The organism is Roseovarius aestuarii (assembly GCF_019966515.1).
In the GTDB taxonomy this organism is placed as follows: Bacteria; Pseudomonadota; Alphaproteobacteria; order Rhodobacterales; family Rhodobacteraceae; genus Roseovarius; species Roseovarius aestuarii.
The window spans coordinates 345,397-366,835 of sequence record NZ_JAIMIB010000002.1 but is presented as its reverse complement, the minus strand read 5'-3'; the positions used below and the strand labels follow the sequence as shown (position 1 = coordinate 366,835).

The following is a 21,439-nucleotide window of genomic DNA, read 5'->3' as shown; positions in this document are numbered from 1 at the left end:
ATTTCCAAAAACCACCTAAGCCCGCTGGAATTTCACGAAAAAACGACCTATCTGTGCCGCTCAACTGTTCAGGATGAGATCCAATGCCTATCAAGATCCCCGCCAGCCTGCCGGCCTATGACGTGCTGACGCGCGAAGGCGTGATGGTGATGGACGAGGATCACGCGGCGCGGCAAGATATTCGCCCGCTGCGCATCGGGCTGCTGAATCTGATGCCAAAGAAAATCCAGACGGAAAATCAGTTCGCCCGACTGATCGGCGCCACCCCGCTGCAGATCGAGCTGAACCTGATCCGGATGAGCGAACACCGCACGCGCAATACCGCCGCTGAACACATGGCCAGTTTTTACCGCCCTTTTGACGAAGTTCTCGCCAGCGATGAAAAATTCGATGGGCTGATTATTACCGGTGCACCCATCGAACATCTGGCATTCGACAAGGTCACCTATTGGGAAGAACTGCGCCAGGTCTTCGACTGGACCCAGACCCATGTGCATTCCACCTTTGGGGTCTGCTGGGGCGGCATGGCGATGATCAACCATTTCCACGATGTGCGCAAACATATGCTGCCCGAAAAGGCGTTCGGGTGTTTCCGCCACCGCAACATGGCGCCGTCCTCGCCTTATCTGCGCGGGTTTTCTGACGACTGCGTGATCCCGGTCAGCCGCTGGACGGAAATGCGCCAGCCCGAAATTGACGCCGTCGGCGATCTGAGCACCCTGCTTTACAGCGATGAGGTCGGGCCGTGCCTTGTGGAAGATCCCGCACACCGCGCACTTTATATCTTCAATCACCTTGAATATGACAGCGGAACGCTAAAACAAGAGTATGACCGTGACGTTGAAAATGGCACACCGATCAATGTGCCCTGTAACTATTATCCCGGTGATGACCCCGCGCGGCAGCCGCAGAACCGCTGGCGCAGCCATGCGCATCTGCTCTATGGCAACTGGATTTCGGAGATTTACGAAACCACGCCGTTTGACATTTCGCAGATCGGATTGGCGCGCACTGACCTGCGGGCCTGAACGATGAGTATCGCGTTCAAAAGCGTGCTTCTTCTTACCTTGGCGCTGATCGCGGGATGTACCGTTCTTGCCGAAAAGCGCGAGACATCAGCGCGCGAGACCCACCCGCCCATCGGACAGTTCATCGATGTCGATGGCACGCGTGTGCATGCCTGGGTCAAGGGGTCGGGCCCCGATCTCGTGCTGATCCACGGCGCGGGCGGCAATCTGCGCGATTTCACCTTCGCGCTTGCGGGGCAACTGACCGACCGCTACCGCGTCATCGCCTTTGACCGGCCCGGCCACGGCTGGACCGACCGGATGCCGGGATATGGCGGGCTGGGGAATACCCGAGGCGAAAGCCCGCAAGAGCAGGCCGCGCTGCTACAAAAAGCGGCGGATAAGCTGGGTGTAAGCAACCCCATTGTCGTGGGCCATTCCTACGGCGGTGCCGTCACGCTGGCCTGGGGGTTGGCACGGCCAGATGACACTGCAGCACTGGTCACACTGGGCGGCGTGTCAAACCCCTGGCCCGGTGATCTCGACCGGCTCTACACGGTCATCGGCTCTGCGGTCGGCGGCGCCACGGTGGTGCCGTTGATCACCGCGCTGACGCCCGAGGCACGGGTGAAAAGCGCGGTTACCTCCGTTTTCGCCCCGCAGCAGCCACCAAAGGGCTATATCGACTATATCGGCACTGACCTCAGCCTGCGGCGCATTACCTTGCGTGCGAATGGCCAGCAGGTCAGCAGCCTCAGACCCCATATCGTGCAGATGGAAAAGCGCTACGGCACGACCCTGACCATGCCGATTGAGATTGTACACGGCACCGCCGATACAACCGTGCCCATCGCGGTCCATGCCGAGCGGCTGGTGACACAGGCACCCCGCGCGCGCCTTACTCGGCTTGACGGCGTCGGACACATGCCCCAGCACGCCGCACCCGGCCAGGTTCTGGCAGCAATCGACCGCGCTGCCGCCCGCGCCGGAACGCGCCCCTGATTGCACACGGCGCACGGACCCGCCATAGTGCCGTAAAAACAGCGCCCTCATAAAAGAGGAGAGGCCCATGCAGTTGCCCTTCGACGGCGCCATCAGCGCCTTTTACGAAAATGATGCGCCCGACATGGTGCGCAACGCCATACGCCGGGCCGAAAAGGGCGATATTCTGGATGCCAACTATCCGCATTCCGAACGGACGCCGCGCAAGGCCTACGAACAGGATATGGCCCGGCTTCAGATCGAATTGGTCAAGATGCAGGCCTGGGCCAAGGACACCGGCGCGCGTGTCGCCATGGTATTCGAAGGCCGCGATGCTGCTGGCAAGGGTGGCACGATCAAGCGCTTCCGCGAAAACCTCAATCCGCGCGGTGCTCGTGTCGTGGCGCTATCAAAACCAACTGAGTCGGAGGCCAGTCAATGGTATTTCCAGCGCTACATAGACCACCTTCCCTCGGGTGGTGAAATCGTCTTCTATGATCGCAGCTGGTACAATCGCGGCGTGGTCGAAAAGGTCTTTGGCTTTTGTACCGACGATCAGCGCGAGAAGTTTTTTCACCAGGTGCCGGACTTTGAAAAGATGCTGGTGGATGAGGGCATCCACCTGATCAAGTTCTGGCTAAATGTGGGCCGCGCCGAACAGCTTCGCCGGTTCCTCAAGCGCGAAAGCGACCCGCTGAAACAATGGAAGCTCAGTTGGATCGACGTCGAAGGGCTGAACAAATGGGACGACTACAGTGCCGCTATCCGCGAAACGCTGGACCGCAGCCACACGACCGAGGCCCCGTGGACGATCATTCGCTCGGATGACAAACGTCGGGCGCGTCTGGCCGCGATCCGGCATGCGCTGCACCGTATCGACTATACCCATAAAGATACCGCTGCCATCGGCACGGTCGATACCGCAATCTGTGCCGGACCCGAGATCTGGGATGCCTAAACGCGGCTATCATCACGGCAATCTGCGCCAGGCACTGGTCGAAGCAGCGTTGCAACTGATCGAGGCCAAGGGTCCGACCGGCTTCACCCTGTCCGAAGCGGCAAAGCAGGCCGGTGTCACCCCGGCTGCGGTGTATCGACATTTCGAGGGTCGCGAGGACCTGATCGCCGAAGCCGCCCGTCAAGGCTATGAGGTTTTTGCCGACCTGATGCAGCACGCCTATGAAAAGGGCCAACCCTCGGCATTGGCGTCGTTCGAAGCCACGGGCCGCGCCTATCTGGCCTTCGCCCGGAAATACCCCGGTCACTATATCGCGATGTTCGAAAGCGGTATCTCGGTAAACCGTACACCGGAACTTGCAGCGATTTCGGGCCGGGCACGCGCCGTTCTGGAACGCGCAGCCGAAGAGCTCAGCCAGCATATCCCGCCGGAAAAACGCCCGCCACCGTCAATGTTTTCGGCCCATGTCTGGGCACTCAGCCACGGTGTGGTCGAGTTGTTTGCCCGCAACTCCCCAGGCACGCAAAGCCCGTTTCCGCCCGAAGATCTGCTGGAAACCGGAATAGGCATTTACCTGCGCGGGCTAGGGCTTATGCCGCCCGACGAATGATCTGAAACTAACGGTGCATATAGTGTTCGACGACCAACGGCGACACCGCCAGTGCGCCCTCGATCGATAGGTGATCGCTATCGCGATAAAGCGCTACGTCGTCGCGAAACCAGGCATAGGCTTCGCCATCCACGAAAAAATCGTTCAGCGACAGAATTTCCGCGCCGTATTTGTCGGCCATTTTCGCCAGCACGCTATCGGCATAGCTGGTCAACTCATGAAACCTCTCGCGCTCGACGAAACTGGTCCTTATCTTCTGGCGGCTTTGCTCGTCATCAAGGCTTTGCAGCATCGACTGCAACACCACGTTATCCGGCAGCACCCATTGCTGCGGCACCTGCGCAACAAGGATCACGCGTAACCCCGCCTCTCGGTAGAAGGCAACGGTCTGATCAAGCGCCGCCTCGAAATTAACCCGCCGGTCCTCGTCACTCTGCAACCGGGTACCCGGCGTCAGGGTCAGGGCAAAAGGGGTGTTCTCGCCGCTATAGTCACCAGTGGCGTAAAGGCTCCACCGTGCCGCGATGAAGACCGCATCGACGTTGCGGCGGACAACCTGCTTAGCCATTTTCTGCGCGACATTATGACAGATCAGGGCATCTGCCCCGCCGCTTACAAGATATACACCCAGCAGAGGCGGACAGGCCGCCCGGACCCCGCGCAGCACGTTCACGCCATGACTGCGTGGTAATTCTTTGAACGCGGGAAGCAGCGATTGGGCGTGGCTGTCACCCAAAACCGCTACGCTCGTTACCGGTGCATCGGCTTCGTACAAAACACAGAGGCCTTGCTCAGGGTCAGTCTTCTCATTTTTGCAGGTATTCTGCGGCCAACGCTCGGCCACCTGTGCACGCAGCGCCGTCAACAGACCCGGCGTGCTTTCCTGAACCCTGATCGGAAACCCCTTGGTTTCATCCCCCCAGGTCCCAAAGCCGGCGAAGAGTACGATACCTATGGCGCTGGCAGACAGCAGCTTGTTTCGCTTCGACAGGATAACCCGGCGCCGAAATGGCGTTTCCACAAACCGCCAGGTCAGATAAGCCAGCACCAATGAGGCCAGCGCCAAGCTGCTCATCAACAGGGTCGACGGCTCGTTCACGCTGCGAATGCGGGCAAAGGCAAAAAGCGGTTGATGCCACAAATAAGCGCTATAGCTGATCAAGCCGATCCCGACCAATGGCGAAAGCGACAGGAACCGGGCCGTCAGGGTTGTCTTGTCGGCAAAGAGAATGATCAGCGCCGTGCCCAGAACCGGGACGATGGTGTAGACTGACGGGAATGGTACGGCCTCATTGTAGAACACAACGCAGCCAGCAATCATCAAAAGCCCGGCAAGCGCCAACACGTCATTGCGCATCTGCGCCCGGTTGAACAGGATCGCCGCGCAGATCGATCCGGCCAGCAGTTCCCACAGGCGCGAAGGTGAGAAAAAGAAGTTTTCGGTCGGATAATTGCGCCACCCCCATTCTGCCAACCCGATGGACAGCGCCGACAGAAGCAGAAAGACAATCAGGAACTTGCGGCGCATGAAGCTGCCCTGAACCCACAGGACCAGTGGGAAGAGCAGGTAATATTGCTCTTCAACCGCGAGGCTCCAGGTGTGTAGCAGCGGACGAAATTCGGCCCCGACATCGAAATAGGAGGATTTTTCGAGAAAATGGATGTTCGAGATGAACATCGCCGCATAGGACAGGCTGCGCGCGTAATCCTCGAAGGGATCAGGTGGTATCCAGCGCCACGCAAAAGGGATCGTGCAGATCAGGACAAGAAACAGTGCGGGCAAGATACGCCGCGCGCGGCGTTCGTAAAATCCCAGCAGGGAATACGTGCCCTTTTCACGCTCGTCGATCAGAATGGTGGTGATCAGGTAGCCGCTGATGACGAAAAAAACATCAACGCCCACATAGCCGCCGCTGAAAAATGAATACCCGGCATGAAACAGAATGACCGGAAGCACAGCCACCGAGCGCAAGCCATCAATTTCCGGGCGGTACTTCATTCAAAATCTCAGTATCAAACCAGACGAGTGCTATACCGCACCCCATATCGATCCAGCGTAGAAAAAAGGCGCCGGGGATAAACCACAGCGCCTTTCCGTATTCATTTGCGCCACAAGACGTCTTAACGCTTCGAGAACTGGAAGCTCCGGCGCGCCTTGCGCTTACCGTATTTCTTCCGCTCGACCACGCGGCTGTCGCGGGTCAGGAAGCCAGCAGCCTTAAGCGCCCCGCGCAGGCTGGGTTCGTAGAGTTGGAGCGCTTTCGAAATACCGTGCTTGACCGCACCGGCCTGACCGCTAAGACCACCGCCCTTGACGGTTGCCTTCACGTCGAACTGATCTTCGACACCGGCAACCGAGAACGGCTGACGCAGGATCATCTGCAGCACCGGACGCGCGAAATAGGCATTCATTTCCTTGCCGTTGACTTCGACCTTGCCGGAACCCGGCTTGATCCAGACGCGGGCAACCGCATCTTTCCGCTTACCGGTGGCATAGGCACGGCCCAGCTCGTCACGAACGGGTTCGCGCGGCTCAAGGGTTTCGACTACGGCCTCGGCGGTGACACCTTCGGCAACCGCTTCCAGACCTTCGAGAGATTTGATTTCTTCAGCCATCAGATTGCTACCCGCGTATTCTTGGAATTCATGGATTTCACATCCAGCACTTCGGGGCTTTGCGCCTCGTGCGGATGCTCGGTACCAGCGTAAACGCGCAGATTGGTCATCTGCTGACGCGCCAGACGGTTGCCGGGCAGCATGCGCTTAACCGCTTGTGTCACAACACGCTCGGGATGCGCGCCTTCCAGGATCTGGCCGGTAGTGCGCGATTTGATGCCGCCCGGATGGCCGGTGTGCCAGTAGTTCGGCTTTTCGCGCTTGTTACCGGTCAACTGAACCTTGTCGGCATTGATGACAATCACGTTGTCGCCCATGTCCATGTTGGGTGTAAAAGACGCCTTGTGCTTGCCGCGCAGGCGCATGGCGATGATCGACGCAAGACGGCCCAGAACAACGCCCTCGGCGTCAATCAGGATCCATTTCTTGTCGATATCTGCCGGTGTTGCAGAGAATGTTTTCATAAGGTGAAACCCTATCGTTTGACATGCCGGATGGGCTGGCTGCTCATCCCCGAATTGATTGGGGCGTTATATCCGGTGCGCCGATCACGTCAAGCACATCTAAGTCAATTATACATAGTAAAAACAGTAGTTTAAAAAATAGGTATTATTTTACCCCACAAACTACGGCCTCAGTGTCTCTGCAATCAGGGGCGCGACGCTCAACGCACCACGGAGTGTCAGGTGATCCGTATCGCGAAACAGCACATTGCCATCCTTGAACCAGACATACGCATCCTCGTCTTCGAAAACCGTGTTCAACGACAGCGTCTCAGCGCCATGCGCCTCTGCCAGTTGCGAAAGAACCTTGTTCGCGTAGCCCGTCAATGCATCAACCTCGTCCCGCCTGATGAAACTTTGCTTAAACCTGGCCTCGGCCGCAGTTTTGGTGCCGCCCAGCGATACGGCCTGCCAGAGGATATTTTCGGGAAATATCCGTTGTTGCGGTACTTCGTGGACCAAGATGACGCGCACATCCGCCTTCCGCAGCGCAGAAAGCATACGGTCAAGGCCCAATTCGAAACTTGCCTTCCAACCCGCCTGGGTCTGGAACTGATCGCCAAGCGTATCGCTGATCATGAAACCGGCATCTTCACCCGCCAGATTGCCACTTGCATATAGGCTCCAGCGTGCGACCAGAAACACGGTGTCGATGTCACTGCCGTCGATGTCGCGGACATAGGCCTGCATCGTGTCGAAACATTCCCGTGCATCCTGTCGGCCATAGGTCAGATAGACGCCCAGAAGCGGCGGGCACGCCGCACGAACGCCGCGCATCAGGGTAAAGTTGCGCGTCCTCGAAAGCTCTGCAAAGGCAGGCAGCATCGCCTGCGCGTGGCTGTCGCCCAGTAACGCCACCCGCGACACCGGGTTATCGGGCTGATGAAGCGTGCATAGTTTACCGGGAACGGGCTCGACTTCGGTGCAGATATCCTGCGGCCGCCATTCATTGAACTGTGCACTCAGGTCGCTCAGATACTCTGATCCGATCCTGTCCAGCCGCTCGGGTACACCCTTATTGACATCACCCCAGAACCCAAAACTGGCAAGCGCGATGATACCGACTGCAGAGGTTGTCAGCAGCGACGCGCGACCGGCCAGAATCGCGCGCCTGCGAAATGGTGCTTCGACGAATTTCCATGTCAGCCAGGCCAGCGCCAGTGACAGCAGTATCAGCAGCCCCATCAGCGCATGCGATGGTTCAGACACGCTGCGATACCTGGCAAGAACGAATATCGGTTGATGCCAGAGATAGGCACTGTAGCTGATCAGCCCGATGGCCACCATTGGGCGCAGTGACAATAAGCGCGCGGTCCAGCCATCCGTCGCTGCAAAGAGGATGATCAGCATGGTGCCCACCACCGGCACCAAGGTGTAAAGCGACGGAAACCTGACCCCGGTGCCATACCAGAAGACGCAAAACAGGATCATTGCCAGCCCTGTCAGTGCCAGAATATCGTTGCGAGGCTGGCTGCGGCCCATCAGAATGGCCGCGCAGATCGACCCGCCCAGAAGCTCCCACAGCCGCGAGGGTGTGAAAAAGAAGTTTTCGAGCGGGTAGTTGCGCAGACCCCATTCAGCAATGCCCAAAGAAATGCCCGAGAGGCCTAAGAAAACCCAGAGATGTTTGCGCCGACTAAACGCCCCTAACGCCCAGAGAACCAGCGGAAACAGCAGATAATACTGCTCTTCGACCGCAAGGCTCCAGGTATGTAGCAACGGCCTGAGTTGGGCTGCCGCGTCGAAATAGCCGGAATGCTCGATGAAATGGATATTCGAGATGAAAAGCGCGGCAAAGGCCAGGCTGCGGGCGTAATCTTCGAACGCATCGGGCGGTATCCAGTACCAGGCAAAGGGAATGGTGCACAACAGCACAAAGAACAGCGCCGGAAGGATGCGCCGGGCACGCCGATCGTAAAAACCCAGCAGGGAATAGGTGCCCTTTTCGCGTTCATCGATAAGGATGGTTGTGATCAGGTAACCGCTGATAACGAAAAACACGTCAACGCCGACATACCCGCCGCTAACGCCGGGGAACCCCGCATGGAAAAGGATGACCGGCACAACCGCCACTGCGCGCAAGCCATCAATTTCGGGTCTGTATTTCATCTGATGTCTTAAACCCGAAACCGACAATTGGATCGTCATGTATGGCCGACCGAAGCCAACCGGTAGCTGACGAGATCGCGCAAGCCAATCATTTTGATGTTGTCTGCAATCTGTTGGGCGGCATATCTCGGGTCAGATTTCGCGTCAAGCGTCACTAACCCGAAGGTGAGGCGCCCACTGTTCCAGGGCTCAGACGGTTATTTCCTCGTTCGGATTGTCCAGCAGGTCGCGGATCTTGTCCACCGCCGCCTCGAAACACCCCGTGGCGATTTGTGCGTTAATCGCCATCCGGATGGAATGCGGGGCACGTTTGTCGCGCAGCACGAAATCCTCCGACGATTTCAGAAGCACACCGCGATCCTGCGCCTGTCTGACAAAGCGGCTTGCCCGCCAACCGCCGGGCAGCGATATCCATAAAAGCGGCACATCCTCGTGCCAGGTCACATCATGTCCGCCCAGATGGTTGACCGCCAGCCGCACCCGTGCTGCCATTGCCTCGCGGGTTTTGGCCAGCACATCCGGCAGCCGCGGATCGTTGAGCACCGCGTGGGTAATGTCCGTCAGAGGCCGCGCCAGTCCGAAGCTGCCAAAAGACACCGTACGGGCCAGATCCTTGGCGCGAAAGCGCGGCGCAATCACCCAGCCTACCCGCAGAGACGGCGTGAGCGATTTTGACGGCGACGACACGTACCACCCCAAATCCGGCAACAACGCCCGGTAACTCTCACCGCTTGCCGGGGTCAGCTTGTAGCAATCATCGTCCAGCACATGCATCCCGAAACGCCGCGCGACCGAGGCGATCTCGCGCCGTCGCCGCGGTGTCGTTGTCCGCAAGGTCGGATTGTTGACCTCGGCCGAGGTCAGGAAAATCTGTGCCCGGTGACGCTGCACTGCTTCCTGCAAGAGATCCGGCCGCGGCCCCTCATCGTCGCATTCAACGGCAACCACGCGCGCCCGGCACAGTTCTGCAGCGCGGCGGAACCCGGCATAGGCATGCTGTTCGATCAGCACCACCGGTTCCGGCCCCTCCAAAACGGTTTGCAAAACGGCCAGCATGGCGTTTTGCGCCCCGTGTGCCAATACAATGTCATTTGCCGTGAAGTTTCCGACCGGTAAATCTTCCAATTGGCTCCGTATTGTATCGCGAAGAGGTCGGTCATCTGCCCCGCCCAGATTCTGATTTGGATATTGCATCAAGTCCAGCGGGTCGGCGTTTTCGGCCACGTTCCTCATGGCGTCTCGCAAAAGGTCAGACTGCCCCACATCCGGCATCCATGGCGACCGGAACGAAACTGTCGCGGGCCAATCAACCGGTTCTTTCGCACGAACCTTTCGATCTGCAACAAAGGTCCCCCGACCAACGCCAGCCTCAAGTAATCCCTCATCAATCAGAGAGGAATAGGCCCGCGCCACAGTCCCGGGCGTGACCGAAATGCGATAGGCCAGTTCGCGGACTGGCGGCACCTTGCTGCCCTTCGGCAACATGCCGTCAGCAATGCCCTTGCGCAGCGCATCTGCCAGCGCCTTGTATTTCGATCTCCCCGCTCTCGACAGGTCAGGTCGCCACATTGTATCCATTACAATCTTTTTCTCGACGCCACATTACATAAATTGTATCCCTATGTTACGGAATTATTCCGCATTGTGTCAATACAATTATGGAGCCCACAATGTCACATGCAATTACGATCAAACTCCCCGACAGCCTGATGACCACAGGCGGATACCCCCTGCCCTTCCTGGCACGTGTGGCGGTACAGTTTGCCGTGATCGTGACCAAGTGGGACATGAATTATCGCACTCGAAAACAGCTCGCGCGGCTGGACGAACATATGTTGCGCGACATCGGCATCGAACGCGACGCGGCTTGTACGGAGGCCCGTCGCCCATTCTGGCACTAGTCATCCCTGATTGCCGGAATGCCCTGAGGGTCGGAGCTTGCCTCCGGCCCTTTTTTGCGCCCTGATAGCCACGAAAGCTAGCATGGAACGCAGGTGGACATGGTAGAGACATCTTTTGAGACTGCCCGCCTGGTCCTGCGTTCCTGGCGTGAAGACGATCTGACAGATTTCACCCGCCTGCTTGGCAATCCGGAAGCCATGCGCGATTATCCCCACCCGTTCGGCGCCCGGACCTGCGAGAAACGGTTGGCGGATTATATGCTGGCACATCAAAACCACGGCTATGTACGTTGGCGGGTCGCCACAAAAGCCGGCGATTTCCTCGGCTATGTCGGGCCTTATCCGAATGGCACAGACCACCCGTTAGGGGCACATGGCGATATAGGCTGGCGTCTTCTGCCGCACGCATGGGGATACGGGTACGCAACCGAGGCCGCCGGTGCCGCCCTTGATCACGCTTTCGAAAAGGTCGGTCTGTCCGAGGTTCTGGCCTACACACAGGCGGACAACCTTAGCTCGCAAGCGGTTATCTCCCGCCTTCCCTTTCACCGCGACCCGTCGCGCGATTTCTCAATAGAAGATGACCATCACGGGATCTGGCATGGGCTGGTCTGGGTGATGTGGCGCTGAAGGACATCAATATTTTCTGATGTAGAAATGGCCATGAATGTGTCAAGCCGCGCGATTGCCTGACCACGGGACGGCAACGAACTGCAGAGGCGGCCACTTTATTATCCCCGCCACAACCAAAGAACCCCAAAGGGGAAATGCAAATATCAGCCAACACCGATCAGCCTGATCGCCTGATCCTGTTCCATCAGCCATAAAAGCACCCGCGCCGCCTGCCCACGTGCACCCGTCAGGTCGGGATCGTCATGCAAAAGCTTGCGCGCATCGCTCTGCGCCACAGCCATCAGCGCTGTTTGCGTTTCCATATCCGCCACGCGAAACTTCGGCAGCCCGGATTGCGCGGTTCCGATCAGATCACCAGCGCCACGCATCTCAAGATCAACCTCCGAAATCTTGAAACCATCTTCAGTGTCGCGCATCGTGGTGAGACGCCGCTCCCCCCCTTCGCTCAGCGGGGCCTGATACATCATCAGACAGGTCGATTGTGCCTCGCCCCGGCCCACGCGCCCGCGTAACTGATGCAATTGCGCCAGGCCAAAACTTTCAGCCCGCTCAATCACCATGATCGAGGCATTGGGTACATCCACCCCCACCTCGATCACCGTGGTCGCCACCAGAACGCTGGTCTCACCCTGTTGAAACGCTTTCATGGCCGCATCTTTCTGGTCGGGCAGCATCTGACCATGCACCAACCCGACGACACCCTCGCCAAGCGCGGCGCGCAACCGTTTGAACCGTTCCTCGGCGCTGCTCAGGTCAACGATTTCGCTTTCCTCGACCAGCGGGCAGACCCAATAGGCCTGCCGCCCTTCGGCCAGCGCCTTGCGCAGATGATCGACCACCTCATCCATCCGGCTCATATTCACCAGCGCCGTCTTGATCGGTTTGCGACCGGGCGGCTTTTCATCCAGCACGCTCACATCCATATCGCCGTATTGTGCCAGGGCCAGCGAGCGCGGGATTGGCGTGGCGGTCATCACCAGCACATCCGCTTGCGCGCCTTTTCGGCCCAGTTCCATTCGCTGGTGCACCCCGAAACGGTGCTGCTCATCCACGATGGCCAAGCGCAGATCGGCAAATTCGACATCTTTCTGAAAGACCGCGTGAGTGCCCACCAGTATCTGAATGTCGCCCTTGGCCAGCGCCTCCAGTTTGGCGCGCCGTTCGGTGCCCTTGTCGCGTCCAGTCAGAATATCGAGCCTGACCCCCGCCGCCTCGGCCAGCGGGCGCAACCCCTCCAGATGTTGCTGCGCCAGAATGCTGGTGGGCGCCATCATCACCCCCTGCCCGCCTGCCTCGACCGCGATCAACAGCGCCTTGAACGCCACCAGCGTCTTGCCAGCGCCCACATCGCCCTGCAAAAGCCGGTTCATCCGCGTGGGCAAGGCCATGTCGGCGGCCACATCGGCAATCGCCCGGGTCTGTGCGCCCGTCAGCGCATAGGGCAGCACCTCAAGAACCTTGGCCTGCAACGCGCCCGTGCCCACGGTTTCGCGTCCTTTGGCCCGGCGCAATTTTGAGCGCGCCAGCGCCAGCGTCATCTGGTGCGCCATGAATTCATCGTAGGCCAACCGTTCGCGCGCAGGGTGCGCCGCCGACAGATCACCTATATCCTCGGGCGCATGGGCGGTCCTGACCGCCGCATGCCAGTCAGGCCAGCCGGCCTGTGCCTTCTGCGCCGTGTCGATCCATTCGGCCAGTTCCGGCACGCGGGCGAGCGCCGAGGTCACCGCCTTACCCATCATCTTTTGCGTGACGCCGGCGGTCAGCGGATAGATCGGCTCGAAATCCGAGATATCGCCGATTTCATCAGGTTCCAGCACATGATCGGGATGGACCATCTGCGCCACGCCATCAAACAGCTCGACCTTGCCCGACACCACCCGCCGCGCACCCGTTGGCAGGATTTTCCGCAGATACTCATCGCGGGCATGAAAAAACACGATCTGAAAGGTGGTCGCTGCATCCGTGGCCTCGACCCGGTAGGCCCCACCCCGTCGCGAGGGTGCCCGGTGATTGCCCACGACAACCTCGACCGTTACCACGCCGGGCAGGTCGGCACCCTGGACGGTCTCCCGCTTGCGCCGGTCAACGCCTGACTGCGGCAGGGTGAAGATCAGATCGCGCGGGCGGGCAATATCAATCGCCGCCAGGTTCTGCACCGATTTTGGCCCCACCCCGGTGAGGGTCTCAAGCTCCGCAAAGAGCGGAAACAGAATTTCGGGGCGCCCACTCATGCGTCGCCAATCAGGCTCAGCCAACCATCCTCATCAATGGTATCAATTCCTAAGTCAGCGGCTTTCTTGGCCTTTGACCCCGCCCCCGGCCCGGCGACCAGCAGGTCGGTCTTGGCACTCACGCTGCCCGAGACTTTGGCCCCCAACGCCTCGGCCCGGGCCTTGGCCTCGGCGCGGGTCATCTTTTCCAGCGTGCCGGTAAAGACCACCGTTTTACCTGCAACCGGGCTGCCCTCGGTATCGGGTTGCTCGGCATCCTGCACGTTCAGATGTGCTGCCAGCCGGTCAATGCCCGCGCGTTCCTGCTCTTGCGCGAAAGCGGTGACCAGCGAACGCGCCATCACCTCTCCGACACCGTCAATACCCAGCAGACGGTCCCATTCCGCACCCTCGAACGTTGCCGCACCGTCCATCGCTGCGGTGAATTCCGCCCAATTGCCGTAGACCCGCGCTATCATGTTGCTGGCCGCCTCGCCCACATGGCGGATGCCAAGCGCGAACAAAAGCCGGCCAAACGGGATGCTGCGTTTGTCATCAATGGCGTCAAAGAGGTTCCCGGCGCTCTTCTCGCCCCAGCCCTCGCGGTTTTTCAACTGCTGCAAGCCGCTGCCAAACCGATCCCGCAGGGTGAAGATATCCGCAGGCTCAGCTATCCACTTATCGAGGTAGAACTGTTCGACCTGCTTCGCGCCCAACCCTTCGATATCAAACGCGGCCCGACTGACGAAATGCTTCAGCTTTTCCACCGCCTGCGCCGGGCAGATCAACCCGCCCGTGCAGCGCCGGACCGCATCGCCCTCCTCACGGATCGCTGCGGACCCGCATTCCGGGCAGATCGTCGGATACTCATAGGGCACCGCGTCGTCCGGCCGCTTGGTCAGGTCCACATCCGCCACTTTCGGAATCACGTCACCGGCGCGGTAGACCTGCACCCAGTCGCCCTCAAAAATCTCCTTGCCGCCGCGAATTTCAGCGCCCTTGCTGTCGAGGCCCTTGATGTAATCCTCATTATGCAGCGTGGCGTTACTGACCACGACACCGCCCACCGTCACCGGGGTCAACCGCGCCACGGGACTTAACGCACCGGTGCGGCCCACCTGAATGTCGATCGCTTCGAGCCGGGTCCAGGCCAGCTCGGCGGGGAATTTATGTGCAATCGCCCAGCGTGGCGTGGTCGAGCGGAACCCAAGCCGCCCCTGCAGGCCCAGGTCATCGACCTTGTAAACCACGCCATCAATGTCATAGCCCAACGTGGCGCGGCGCTGCTCGATCTCGCGGTAGTGGGCCAGCATATCATCCGGTCCGTCGCAGAGCGCGGTCAGCGAGTTGGTGGCAAATCCCATCGCCGCCAATCGGTCAATCGCGCCATTCTGAGTGGTATTCAACGGCGCGCTCAGTTCCCCCCAGGCATAGGCAAAGAACTTCAGCGGGCGGTCTTTGGTGATGCTTGCGTCAAGCTGGCGCATGGATCCGGCGGCGGCATTGCGCGGGTTGGCAAAGATCTTGCCGCCGCGCTCCGCCTGACGCGCGTTCAGATCCTCGAAATCCGCATGGCTCATATAGACCTCGCCGCGCACTTCCAGCACCTCGGGCGCACCGTCGATCTTTTCGGGGATGTCATCAATCGTGCGGGCGTTGGCGGTGACGTTTTCGCCGACGCTGCCATCGCCCCTTGTTGCGGCCTGTACCAGAACGCCTGCCTCATAGCGCAGGCTCAGGCTTAACCCGTCGATCTTGGGTTCTGCGGTGTAGGCCAGCGATGCCTCCGCTCCCAGCCCCAGATATTTGCGCACGCGCGTATCAAATTCGGTGATATCCTCATCATCGAACGCATTGCCGAGGCTCAGCATCCGCACCGCATGGCTGACCTTGGCAAACCCGTCTGAAGGCGCTGCCCCTACCTGTTCGCTCGGGCTGTCGACGCGTTTAAGCTTCGGGAATCGTGCCTCAATCGCGGCATTGCGCGCCTTCAGCGCATCATATTCCGCGTCCGAGATGCGGGGAGCGTCCTCGGCATGGTAGGCCAGATTGGCGCCGCCTAGCACCTCGGCCAGTTCAGCCAGTTCATCCCGCGCCTGATCCTCAGTCAGCGCTTCGACAGCAATCTGATGGTCCAACCTGTCCCCCGATCAAAGCCTGGGGCAAGCACAGCCCCGTCATCTGATCAAAGTGATAGGACGCGAGGCCGACAGGGTCCAGTCAGGAGTGTGCTCCGCCCCGCCACGGCACCTGTCGCCAGTCGACTCAAATGCCCCAAACGAAAAAACCGCACCCGATGGCGCGGTTCTTCAACTCAGTCAGGCTCGCGATCTTACTTGATCTTGCCTTCTTTGTATTCGACATGCTTGCGCACAACCGGGTCGTATTTGCGGACGACCATTTTCTCGGTCATGGTACGTGCGTTTTTCTTGGTCACGTAGAAGTGTCCGGTACCTGCGGTCGAGTTCAGGCGGATTTTGATTGTGGTCGGCTTCGCCATGATAGTGCTCCTGCGTCGGGCACAACTGCATGGCCCGTGAAAATCTTGAACCCGCCTTTTACGCGTCGCGGGGCCCGAGTCAACCGGCTTTGCGCCCAAGCCCTGCGAAATGCTGTCACATCCCGTTGCCCAATTGCAATTCCCCAGCCAATCGCGTCAGACTTGACCGGAAAGAACCAGGGAAACCTTCGATGATCGCCAGCCTGATGATGTATGCCCGCCCCGAACTGGCGGAGGCGCACGGCCGCTATTGGCAGCTGATCCGCGCGGAACTTGCCAAGCGCGGTATCGACAGCCCTAAGACGCTGGCGCAGGACGCCAATGAATTCGAGGTCTGGAACCATCCTGACCTGGTGCTGAGCCAGACCTGTGGCATGCCTTACCGGCTTTGGCTGCACGATAAGGTAACACTGGTCGGCACGCCTGACTTCGCGATCGAAGGCTGCCCGCCGGGGCATTACCGCAGTGCCATCGTCGTGCGTACCGATGACCCGCGCGAAACACTAGAAGCGTTCGCGCAGGCGCGCTTTGCCTTCAATCAGAACTTTTCGCAGTCGGGCTATGCGGCACCTTACAACCATCTGAAACCACGCGGTCTATGGTTTGACGATCAACTGCAAACGCACGGGCACTTGATCTCGGCGCAGTGGGTGGCGGCGGGAAAAGCGGATATCGCTGCACTGGATGCGGTGAGTTGGCGGTTGATGCAACGCTACGAAGCGTTCGCGCGCGACCTGCGGGTGCTGGAATGGACCGAACCCACCCCCGGCCTGCCCTATATCGCGGCCAAAGGCGCGGACCGCGCGGCGACGTTCGATGCGGTGTCGACGGCCATCGCAACGTTGTCCGGTGATGATCGTGACGCCCTGGGTTTGGGAGGGCTGGTCGAGATCCCAAAACGGGATTACCTCGCCATCCCCAATCCTGACGGCATCGCATATAGCTAGGTGCGCGGAGGGCCTGTAAGCCGGATTCTGTCCCGGGGTTGCCCCCATGGATGACCATTCATCTTGATGCCCTGTTGCCAAAGCACCTCTAGCTGCCAACCCGGACCGCCGGGCCAAAGCTGCCTGCGGGTGGTATCGGTTGCCCGACCAAACCCCGCTTGCGGTCCCTATTTGGCATTGCTCCCGGTGGGGCTTGCCGTGCCGCTGCTGTTGCCAGCCGCGCGGTGGGCTCTTACCCCACCGTTTCACCCTTACCCTCAAACGAGGGCGGTCTCATTTCTGTGGCGCTTTCCCTCGGGTTACCCCGGCCGGGTATTACCCGGCACCGTTGCCTTGTGGAGTCCGGACTTTCCTCGCGCCTGTTGCCAGGCCCGCAGCCATCCGGCCCTCCGCGCCGCGCCGGTTTAGGCGGTAAATGCCTTTCGGTCAATGGGATAGCGGCTCGCCAGATCGTGCATTATAGCCCGGTCCAGATCATCTATCGGACCCGTCGCCCAAGGGCGAAAGCGCAACCTGACCGCTGAAAGCACGGCATCCGCACTATCGGCCGGGGCATAACCAAAGGCCCGGGCGTCTGCGGCGAAATCACCTGCACAGGTACGCGCTTCAGACCAGACACTCAGATCTTGCTGCGCCAGACGCCGCCAGTCAAACCGGGGGCCGGGATCAGTCTTGCGACCAATCGCCATGTCAGAATGACCAATTATCCGCTCGGGTGGGATGGCCCAACGCTCCATGACCTGTGCCAAAAGGTATTCCAGCGCAGCCATCTGCGGGTCAGGAAAAGGATGATCTCCGCAGTTCGCCAATTCGATGCCGATCGAGCGCGAATTCACATCCGTGACATCGCCCCATTGCCCGGCACCCGCATGCCAGGCGCGCTGTTCTTCCGGTATCAACTGCCAGACATGGCCAGTCTCACCGATGAGATAATGCGCCGACACCTCGGTTTCGGGATCACAGAGTCGCTCCAGCGCCGCGCGCGCCGTCTCCATAGCCGTATAGTGCAGCACAATCATATCCGGGCGCGCATTGTCGCTGCGCGCCCCGTAATTCGGCGAGGGGTGTTGTTCGATCTCGAGCGGCGTTGGCCCCAAGTTCAGCCACCAACCGCCTTGCGGAATGGGCTAGGGTCCCAGCTACAGGCGTAGCCGTCGCCGTCAGGATCCAGTCCAAGCCTGTCGCGTTGCGGACCGCCCTTGGCAAGAAACTCGCCCTGTGCCTTGTCGGCCGAGGGGTATTTCGCACAATTGCGCTTGGCTTTGCCATCGAGGTTAACGCCAATGCGACGATACACCTGCGTGCCGCGCGGATGTTTGGTGGCCAGCGCATAATCCACGATATTCGGGCCGGTATTGCCCGTACGTTTAGGCAACGCTTCGGCCTCGATGACCTTATACTGCGCACGGTTCTGGGCAATTTTAGCCGCATCGCTTTCGATCGACCTTTGCGCGCCAACAGCATCGAAATTGTTCTCTTCAGAGATGCCGGATGCGCCGATAACCGCCTCTGGAGCCGGATTTGACGGGCTGGCATGGACAACGTCCTCGCCGGAATTGGCGCTCCGTTCGTCCAGCACTGCCTGCGTCTCGGCCGCCAGATCAGCACCTTCTCCGGCCACAAGCGTGCCGTCGGATTCGACCGGCTCGCCTGAAATCGCGGTCGATGGCGGCAGCGCATTGTCCGCAAGCTGCGCATCTCGCGCGCGCTGTTGTTGCTGGTAGTCATCGTAATTGCCAAATCCGACACCCTGCCCGCTATCGGGCACCGGCGGGCTGCACGCGGCAAGCGTCGCGGCGGCGACTGTAATCATCAAAAAACGCATCTGCTTATCCTGCCGTCCATGTTTTGGGCGTATTTACCACCATTTTTCAGGCTTGGCCACAAAACCGGCGGCGCCTTCCAAGGTGTAAGCGTAATTTAGCAACTCGCCTTCTTCCCAAGGCCGGCCAATCAGCTGCAACCCCAAAGGCAAACCGCGCTTATCGAGGCCCGCAGGCACGCTGATACCCGGAAGTCCCGCAAGATTGACCGTGACGGTGAAAACGTCGTTGAGGTACATCTGCACCGGATCGGCATCCGCCATTTCACCCAGACCGAATGCCGCGCTTGGTGTCGCTGGGGTCAGGATCGCATCGACACCTGCAGCGAACACATCCTCGAAGTCTTTCTTGATCAACGTGCGCACCTTACGGGCGCGGTTGTAATAAGCATCATAGAAACCAGCACTCAGCACATAAGTGCCGATCATGACACGGCGCTGCACCTCGGGGCCAAAGCCTTCGGCGCGGGTCTTTTCGTACATCTCGGTGATGCCATCGCCCTGGGACAGATTGGCCCGGTGGCCATAGCGCACACCGTCATACCGCGCCAGGTTCGACGAGGCCTCTGCGGGCGCAATCACGTAATAGGCCGGAAGCGCATATTTAGTGTGCGGCAGAGAAATGTCGTGGATTTCGGCCCCTGCATCGCGCAGCATATCTGTGCCATCGGCCCAGAGCTTTTCAATCTCTTCAGGCATCCCGTCCATGCGGTATTCCTTGGGGATGCCAATGACCTTGCCCTTGATCTCGCCAGTCAGCATCGCCTCGAAATTCGGCACAGGCAATTCGGCTGAAGTCGAATCCTTCGGGTCATGACCACACATCGCCTCAAGCATGATCGCCGCATCGCGCACGGATTTGGTCATCGGCCCTGCCTGATCAAGGCTCGAGGCAAAGGCGACAATGCCCCAGCGCGAGCAGCGCCCATAGGTGGGTTTGATACCGGTGATGCCGACAAATGCCGCAGGCTGACGAATCGAACCGCCGGTATCGGTGCCGGTTGCACCAAGGCACAGGTCCGCCGCGACCGCACTGGCCGAGCCGCCCGACGAGCCGCCGGGCGTCAGCGCCGTGTCTTCGTTGCCGCGCCGCCAGGGGTTGACGACATTGCCGTAAACGCTGGTCTCGTTCGACGAGCCCATGGCAAACTCATCCATGTTAAGCTTGCCCAGCATCACGCTACCTGCATCAAACAGGTTCTGCGACACAGTGGATTCGTATTCAGGCTTGAAGCCGTTCAGGATCGCGCTGGCGGCCTGACTGGGCACGCCTTTGGTGCAGAAAAGATCCTTTATACCCAACGGAATGCCGCACATCGCCGGGGCATCACCTGCCGCGATCCTGGCATCGGCGGCCTTGGCCTGCTCCATCGCCTGATCAGGCGTGTGATGCACAAAGGCGCCCAGCGCCCCGGCCCCTTCGATCTGCTCAAGGCAGGCGCTTGTCAGCTCGGTGCTGGTGATCTCGCCGCCGCGCAGCTTGTCGCGTGCCTCGGCAATGGTCAGTTTGTTCAGGTCGGACATTATTCAACCACCTTCGGCACGGCAAAAAACCCTTCTCGCGCGTCGGGCGCATTTGACAGAACCTTGTCCTGCTGATTGCCGTCATTGACCACATCCTCGCGCCGTTTCAGTCGCATCGGCGTGACGCTGACCATCGGCTCGACCCCGGTTACATCGACCTCATTCAACTGCTCGATGAAACCGAGGATATTGTTGAACTCCTGCGCCAGCGCAGGCAGCGCATCATCTTCCACGCGGATGCGGGCCAGCTTGGCCACTTTGGCGGCGGTATCGGTGTCGATCGACATGGGGTGAAACTCCGGGTCATCTTTGTCGGATCAGCGTTTACCGCCGTGTGCGCGGCCCCGCAAGCCACCTGCCCTCTTTTCCTAAGCGTTTCCCGTGATAGTCTGACGGAAAGACTGATCAGGAGGATATCATGAACATCATCTGGCTGGGACACGCGTCATTCAGAATCGAAATCGGCGGGCAGGTTCTGCTGGTTGATCCGTGGCTGAACGGCAACCCGATGCTGCCTGAAGATCAGCACGAGGCCGCGACCAGTGGCACGACCCATATCCTGCTGACCCATGCGCATTTCGATCACGTGGCCGATGTCCTGAATGTCGCGAAAGCGCAGAACGTCCCTGTTGTCGGGCAATACGACCTGATGTCCCATTGGGAAGAACGCCAGAAGATCGCTACCGTGGGCTTCAACAAGGGCGGCACTGTTGATCTGGACGGTGTGAAAGTGACGATGGTGCACGCGACGCATTCCTCCAGCGTTGCGGGCCCTGACGGCCCCAATGTCCCCGGCACTGAATGCGGCTACATGATCGAGGCCGAGGGTCACACCATTTACCTGTCAGGCGATACCGACGTGATGGCGGACATGAAGGTGTTCAACGACCTACATGCGCCTGATATCGGCATTCTCTGCGCTGGCGGGCATTTCACCATGGACATGCGCCGCGCGTCCTATGCGGCCAGGACATTTTTCAACTTCAAGACCGTGATCCCCTGCCATTACAAGACCTTCCCGATCCTTGAACAATCGGCGGCAGAGTTGATAGCAGCATTGCCGGATGTAAATGTCATCGAGCCCGAGGTGATGGTGCCGATTGAGATCTGAGCAA

The 21,439-nt window shown here is 59.6% G+C and carries 20 protein-coding genes and 1 other RNA gene; 8 read left to right on the top strand and 13 right to left on the bottom strand.

The features are described from left to right. The first annotated feature begins 83 nt into the window (after positions 1-83). The 4 genes from LC334_RS04965 (at position 84) to LC334_RS04950 (ending at position 3,556) form a co-directional block, all read left to right on the top strand. Entirely contained in the window at positions 84-1,028 is a 945-nt protein-coding gene (locus LC334_RS04965; protein ID WP_085799124.1) for a homoserine O-succinyltransferase, read from the top strand. Positions 1,029-1,031: 3 nt separating this feature from the next. Continuing rightward, positions 1,032-2,009: an alpha/beta fold hydrolase gene (locus LC334_RS04960; RefSeq protein ID WP_085799123.1), complete on the top strand. Its 978-nt coding sequence runs from the start codon at positions 1,032-1,034 to the stop codon at positions 2,007-2,009. Positions 2,010-2,076: 67 nt separating this feature from the next. Further along, positions 2,077-2,946, top strand: coding sequence for a polyphosphate kinase 2 (ppk2, locus tag LC334_RS04955; protein ID WP_085799122.1), 870 nt, complete (start codon positions 2,077-2,079; stop codon positions 2,944-2,946). After that, entirely contained in the window at positions 2,939-3,556 is a 618-nt protein-coding gene (locus tag LC334_RS04950; protein ID WP_085799121.1) for a TetR/AcrR family transcriptional regulator, read from the top strand. Before ppk2 ends, LC334_RS04950 begins: the two co-directional genes overlap by 8 nt. Before the next feature lie 7 nt (positions 3,557-3,563). Here the strand turns inward: LC334_RS04950 and LC334_RS04945 are convergent, their stop codons facing one another. From LC334_RS04945 to LC334_RS04925, 5 genes are all read right to left on the bottom strand, one after another. Further along, complete coding sequence (locus LC334_RS04945; RefSeq protein ID WP_085799120.1) at positions 3,564-5,555, bottom strand: acyltransferase family protein; 1,992 nt, start codon at positions 5,553-5,555, stop codon at positions 3,564-3,566. A gap of 122 nt (positions 5,556-5,677) precedes the next feature. Beyond that, entirely contained in the window at positions 5,678-6,172 is a 495-nt protein-coding gene (rpsI, locus tag LC334_RS04940; protein WP_085799119.1) for a 30S ribosomal protein S9, read from the bottom strand. Next, on the bottom strand, positions 6,172-6,636 hold the full coding sequence (gene rplM / locus LC334_RS04935) for a 50S ribosomal protein L13 (protein WP_085799118.1): 465 nt from the start codon (positions 6,634-6,636) through the stop codon (positions 6,172-6,174). The genes rpsI and rplM overlap by 1 nt, the downstream gene beginning before the upstream one ends. 162 nt (positions 6,637-6,798) lie before the next feature. Further along, positions 6,799-8,784 (bottom strand): acyltransferase family protein, encoded by a 1,986-nt coding sequence (locus tag LC334_RS04930; RefSeq protein WP_176237623.1) that lies wholly within the window; start codon positions 8,782-8,784, stop codon positions 6,799-6,801. 189 nt (positions 8,785-8,973) lie between these two features. Beyond that, a complete protein-coding gene (locus LC334_RS04925; RefSeq protein WP_223412884.1) occupies positions 8,974-10,362 on the bottom strand; it encodes an aminotransferase-like domain-containing protein in 1,389 nt (462 codons plus the stop codon). A 92-nt stretch (positions 10,363-10,454) separates the two neighbouring features. On the opposite strand from LC334_RS04925, the gene LC334_RS04920 reads away from it, so the two are divergent. Together LC334_RS04920 and LC334_RS04915 are read left to right on the top strand one after the other, a co-directional pair. Then, positions 10,455-10,685: a DUF1127 domain-containing protein gene (locus LC334_RS04920; protein ID WP_085799116.1), complete on the top strand. Its 231-nt coding sequence runs from the start codon at positions 10,455-10,457 to the stop codon at positions 10,683-10,685. Between the two features lie 99 nt (positions 10,686-10,784). Beyond that, positions 10,785-11,315 carry a GNAT family N-acetyltransferase gene (locus LC334_RS04915; RefSeq protein WP_139836300.1) on the top strand — a complete coding sequence of 177 codons (531 nt, stop codon included), beginning with the start codon at positions 10,785-10,787 and terminating at the stop codon, positions 11,313-11,315. A gap of 146 nt (positions 11,316-11,461) precedes the next feature. Here the strand turns inward: LC334_RS04915 and recG are convergent, their stop codons facing one another. The 3 genes from recG to rpmG form a co-directional block, all read right to left on the bottom strand. After that, on the bottom strand, positions 11,462-13,552 hold the full coding sequence (recG, locus tag LC334_RS04910) for an ATP-dependent DNA helicase RecG (protein ID WP_085799114.1): 2,091 nt from the start codon (positions 13,550-13,552) through the stop codon (positions 11,462-11,464). Beyond that, the gene (gene ligA / locus LC334_RS04905; protein ID WP_085799113.1) at positions 13,549-15,669 is read right to left on the bottom strand and encodes an NAD-dependent DNA ligase LigA; all 2,121 of its coding nucleotides are present in this window, start codon (positions 15,667-15,669) and stop codon (positions 13,549-13,551) included. Before ligA ends, recG begins: the two co-directional genes overlap by 4 nt. A 194-nt stretch (positions 15,670-15,863) precedes the next feature. Continuing rightward, positions 15,864-16,031 carry a 50S ribosomal protein L33 gene (gene rpmG / locus LC334_RS04900; protein WP_007814563.1) on the bottom strand — a complete coding sequence of 56 codons (168 nt, stop codon included), beginning with the start codon at positions 16,029-16,031 and terminating at the stop codon, positions 15,864-15,866. A 191-nt stretch (positions 16,032-16,222) separates the two neighbouring features. Here rpmG and LC334_RS04895 point away from each other — a divergent pair, with 191 nt between their 5' ends. After that, on the top strand, positions 16,223-16,978 hold the full coding sequence (locus LC334_RS04895; RefSeq protein WP_085799112.1) for a phosphate/phosphite/phosphonate ABC transporter substrate-binding protein: 756 nt from the start codon (positions 16,223-16,225) through the stop codon (positions 16,976-16,978). Here the strand turns inward: LC334_RS04895 and rnpB are convergent. The 5 genes from rnpB to gatC all read right to left on the bottom strand — a co-directional run bounded on the left by rnpB (position 16,979) and on the right by gatC (position 20,611). After that, positions 16,979-17,371: RNase P RNA component class A (rnpB, locus tag LC334_RS04890), an RNA gene on the bottom strand. A gap of 11 nt (positions 17,372-17,382) precedes the next feature. Next, on the bottom strand, positions 17,383-17,997 hold the full coding sequence (locus tag LC334_RS04885; protein WP_085799182.1) for an N-acetylmuramoyl-L-alanine amidase: 615 nt from the start codon (positions 17,995-17,997) through the stop codon (positions 17,383-17,385). A gap of 80 nt (positions 17,998-18,077) precedes the next feature. After that, complete coding sequence (locus tag LC334_RS04880) at positions 18,078-18,803, bottom strand: hypothetical protein (protein ID WP_085799111.1); 726 nt, start codon at positions 18,801-18,803, stop codon at positions 18,078-18,080. Between the two features lie 33 nt (positions 18,804-18,836). Further along, on the bottom strand, positions 18,837-20,324 hold the full coding sequence (gene gatA / locus LC334_RS04875; RefSeq protein ID WP_085799110.1) for an Asp-tRNA(Asn)/Glu-tRNA(Gln) amidotransferase subunit GatA: 1,488 nt from the start codon (positions 20,322-20,324) through the stop codon (positions 18,837-18,839). Continuing rightward, entirely contained in the window at positions 20,324-20,611 is a 288-nt protein-coding gene (gatC, locus tag LC334_RS04870) for an Asp-tRNA(Asn)/Glu-tRNA(Gln) amidotransferase subunit GatC (protein WP_085799109.1), read from the bottom strand. Before gatC ends, gatA begins: the two co-directional genes overlap by 1 nt. 131 nt (positions 20,612-20,742) lie before the next feature. On the opposite strand from gatC, the gene LC334_RS04865 reads away from it, so the two are divergent. Continuing rightward, positions 20,743-21,435 carry a metal-dependent hydrolase gene (locus tag LC334_RS04865; protein WP_085799108.1) on the top strand — a complete coding sequence of 231 codons (693 nt, stop codon included), beginning with the start codon at positions 20,743-20,745 and terminating at the stop codon, positions 21,433-21,435. The last annotated feature ends 4 nt before the right edge of the window (positions 21,436-21,439 follow it).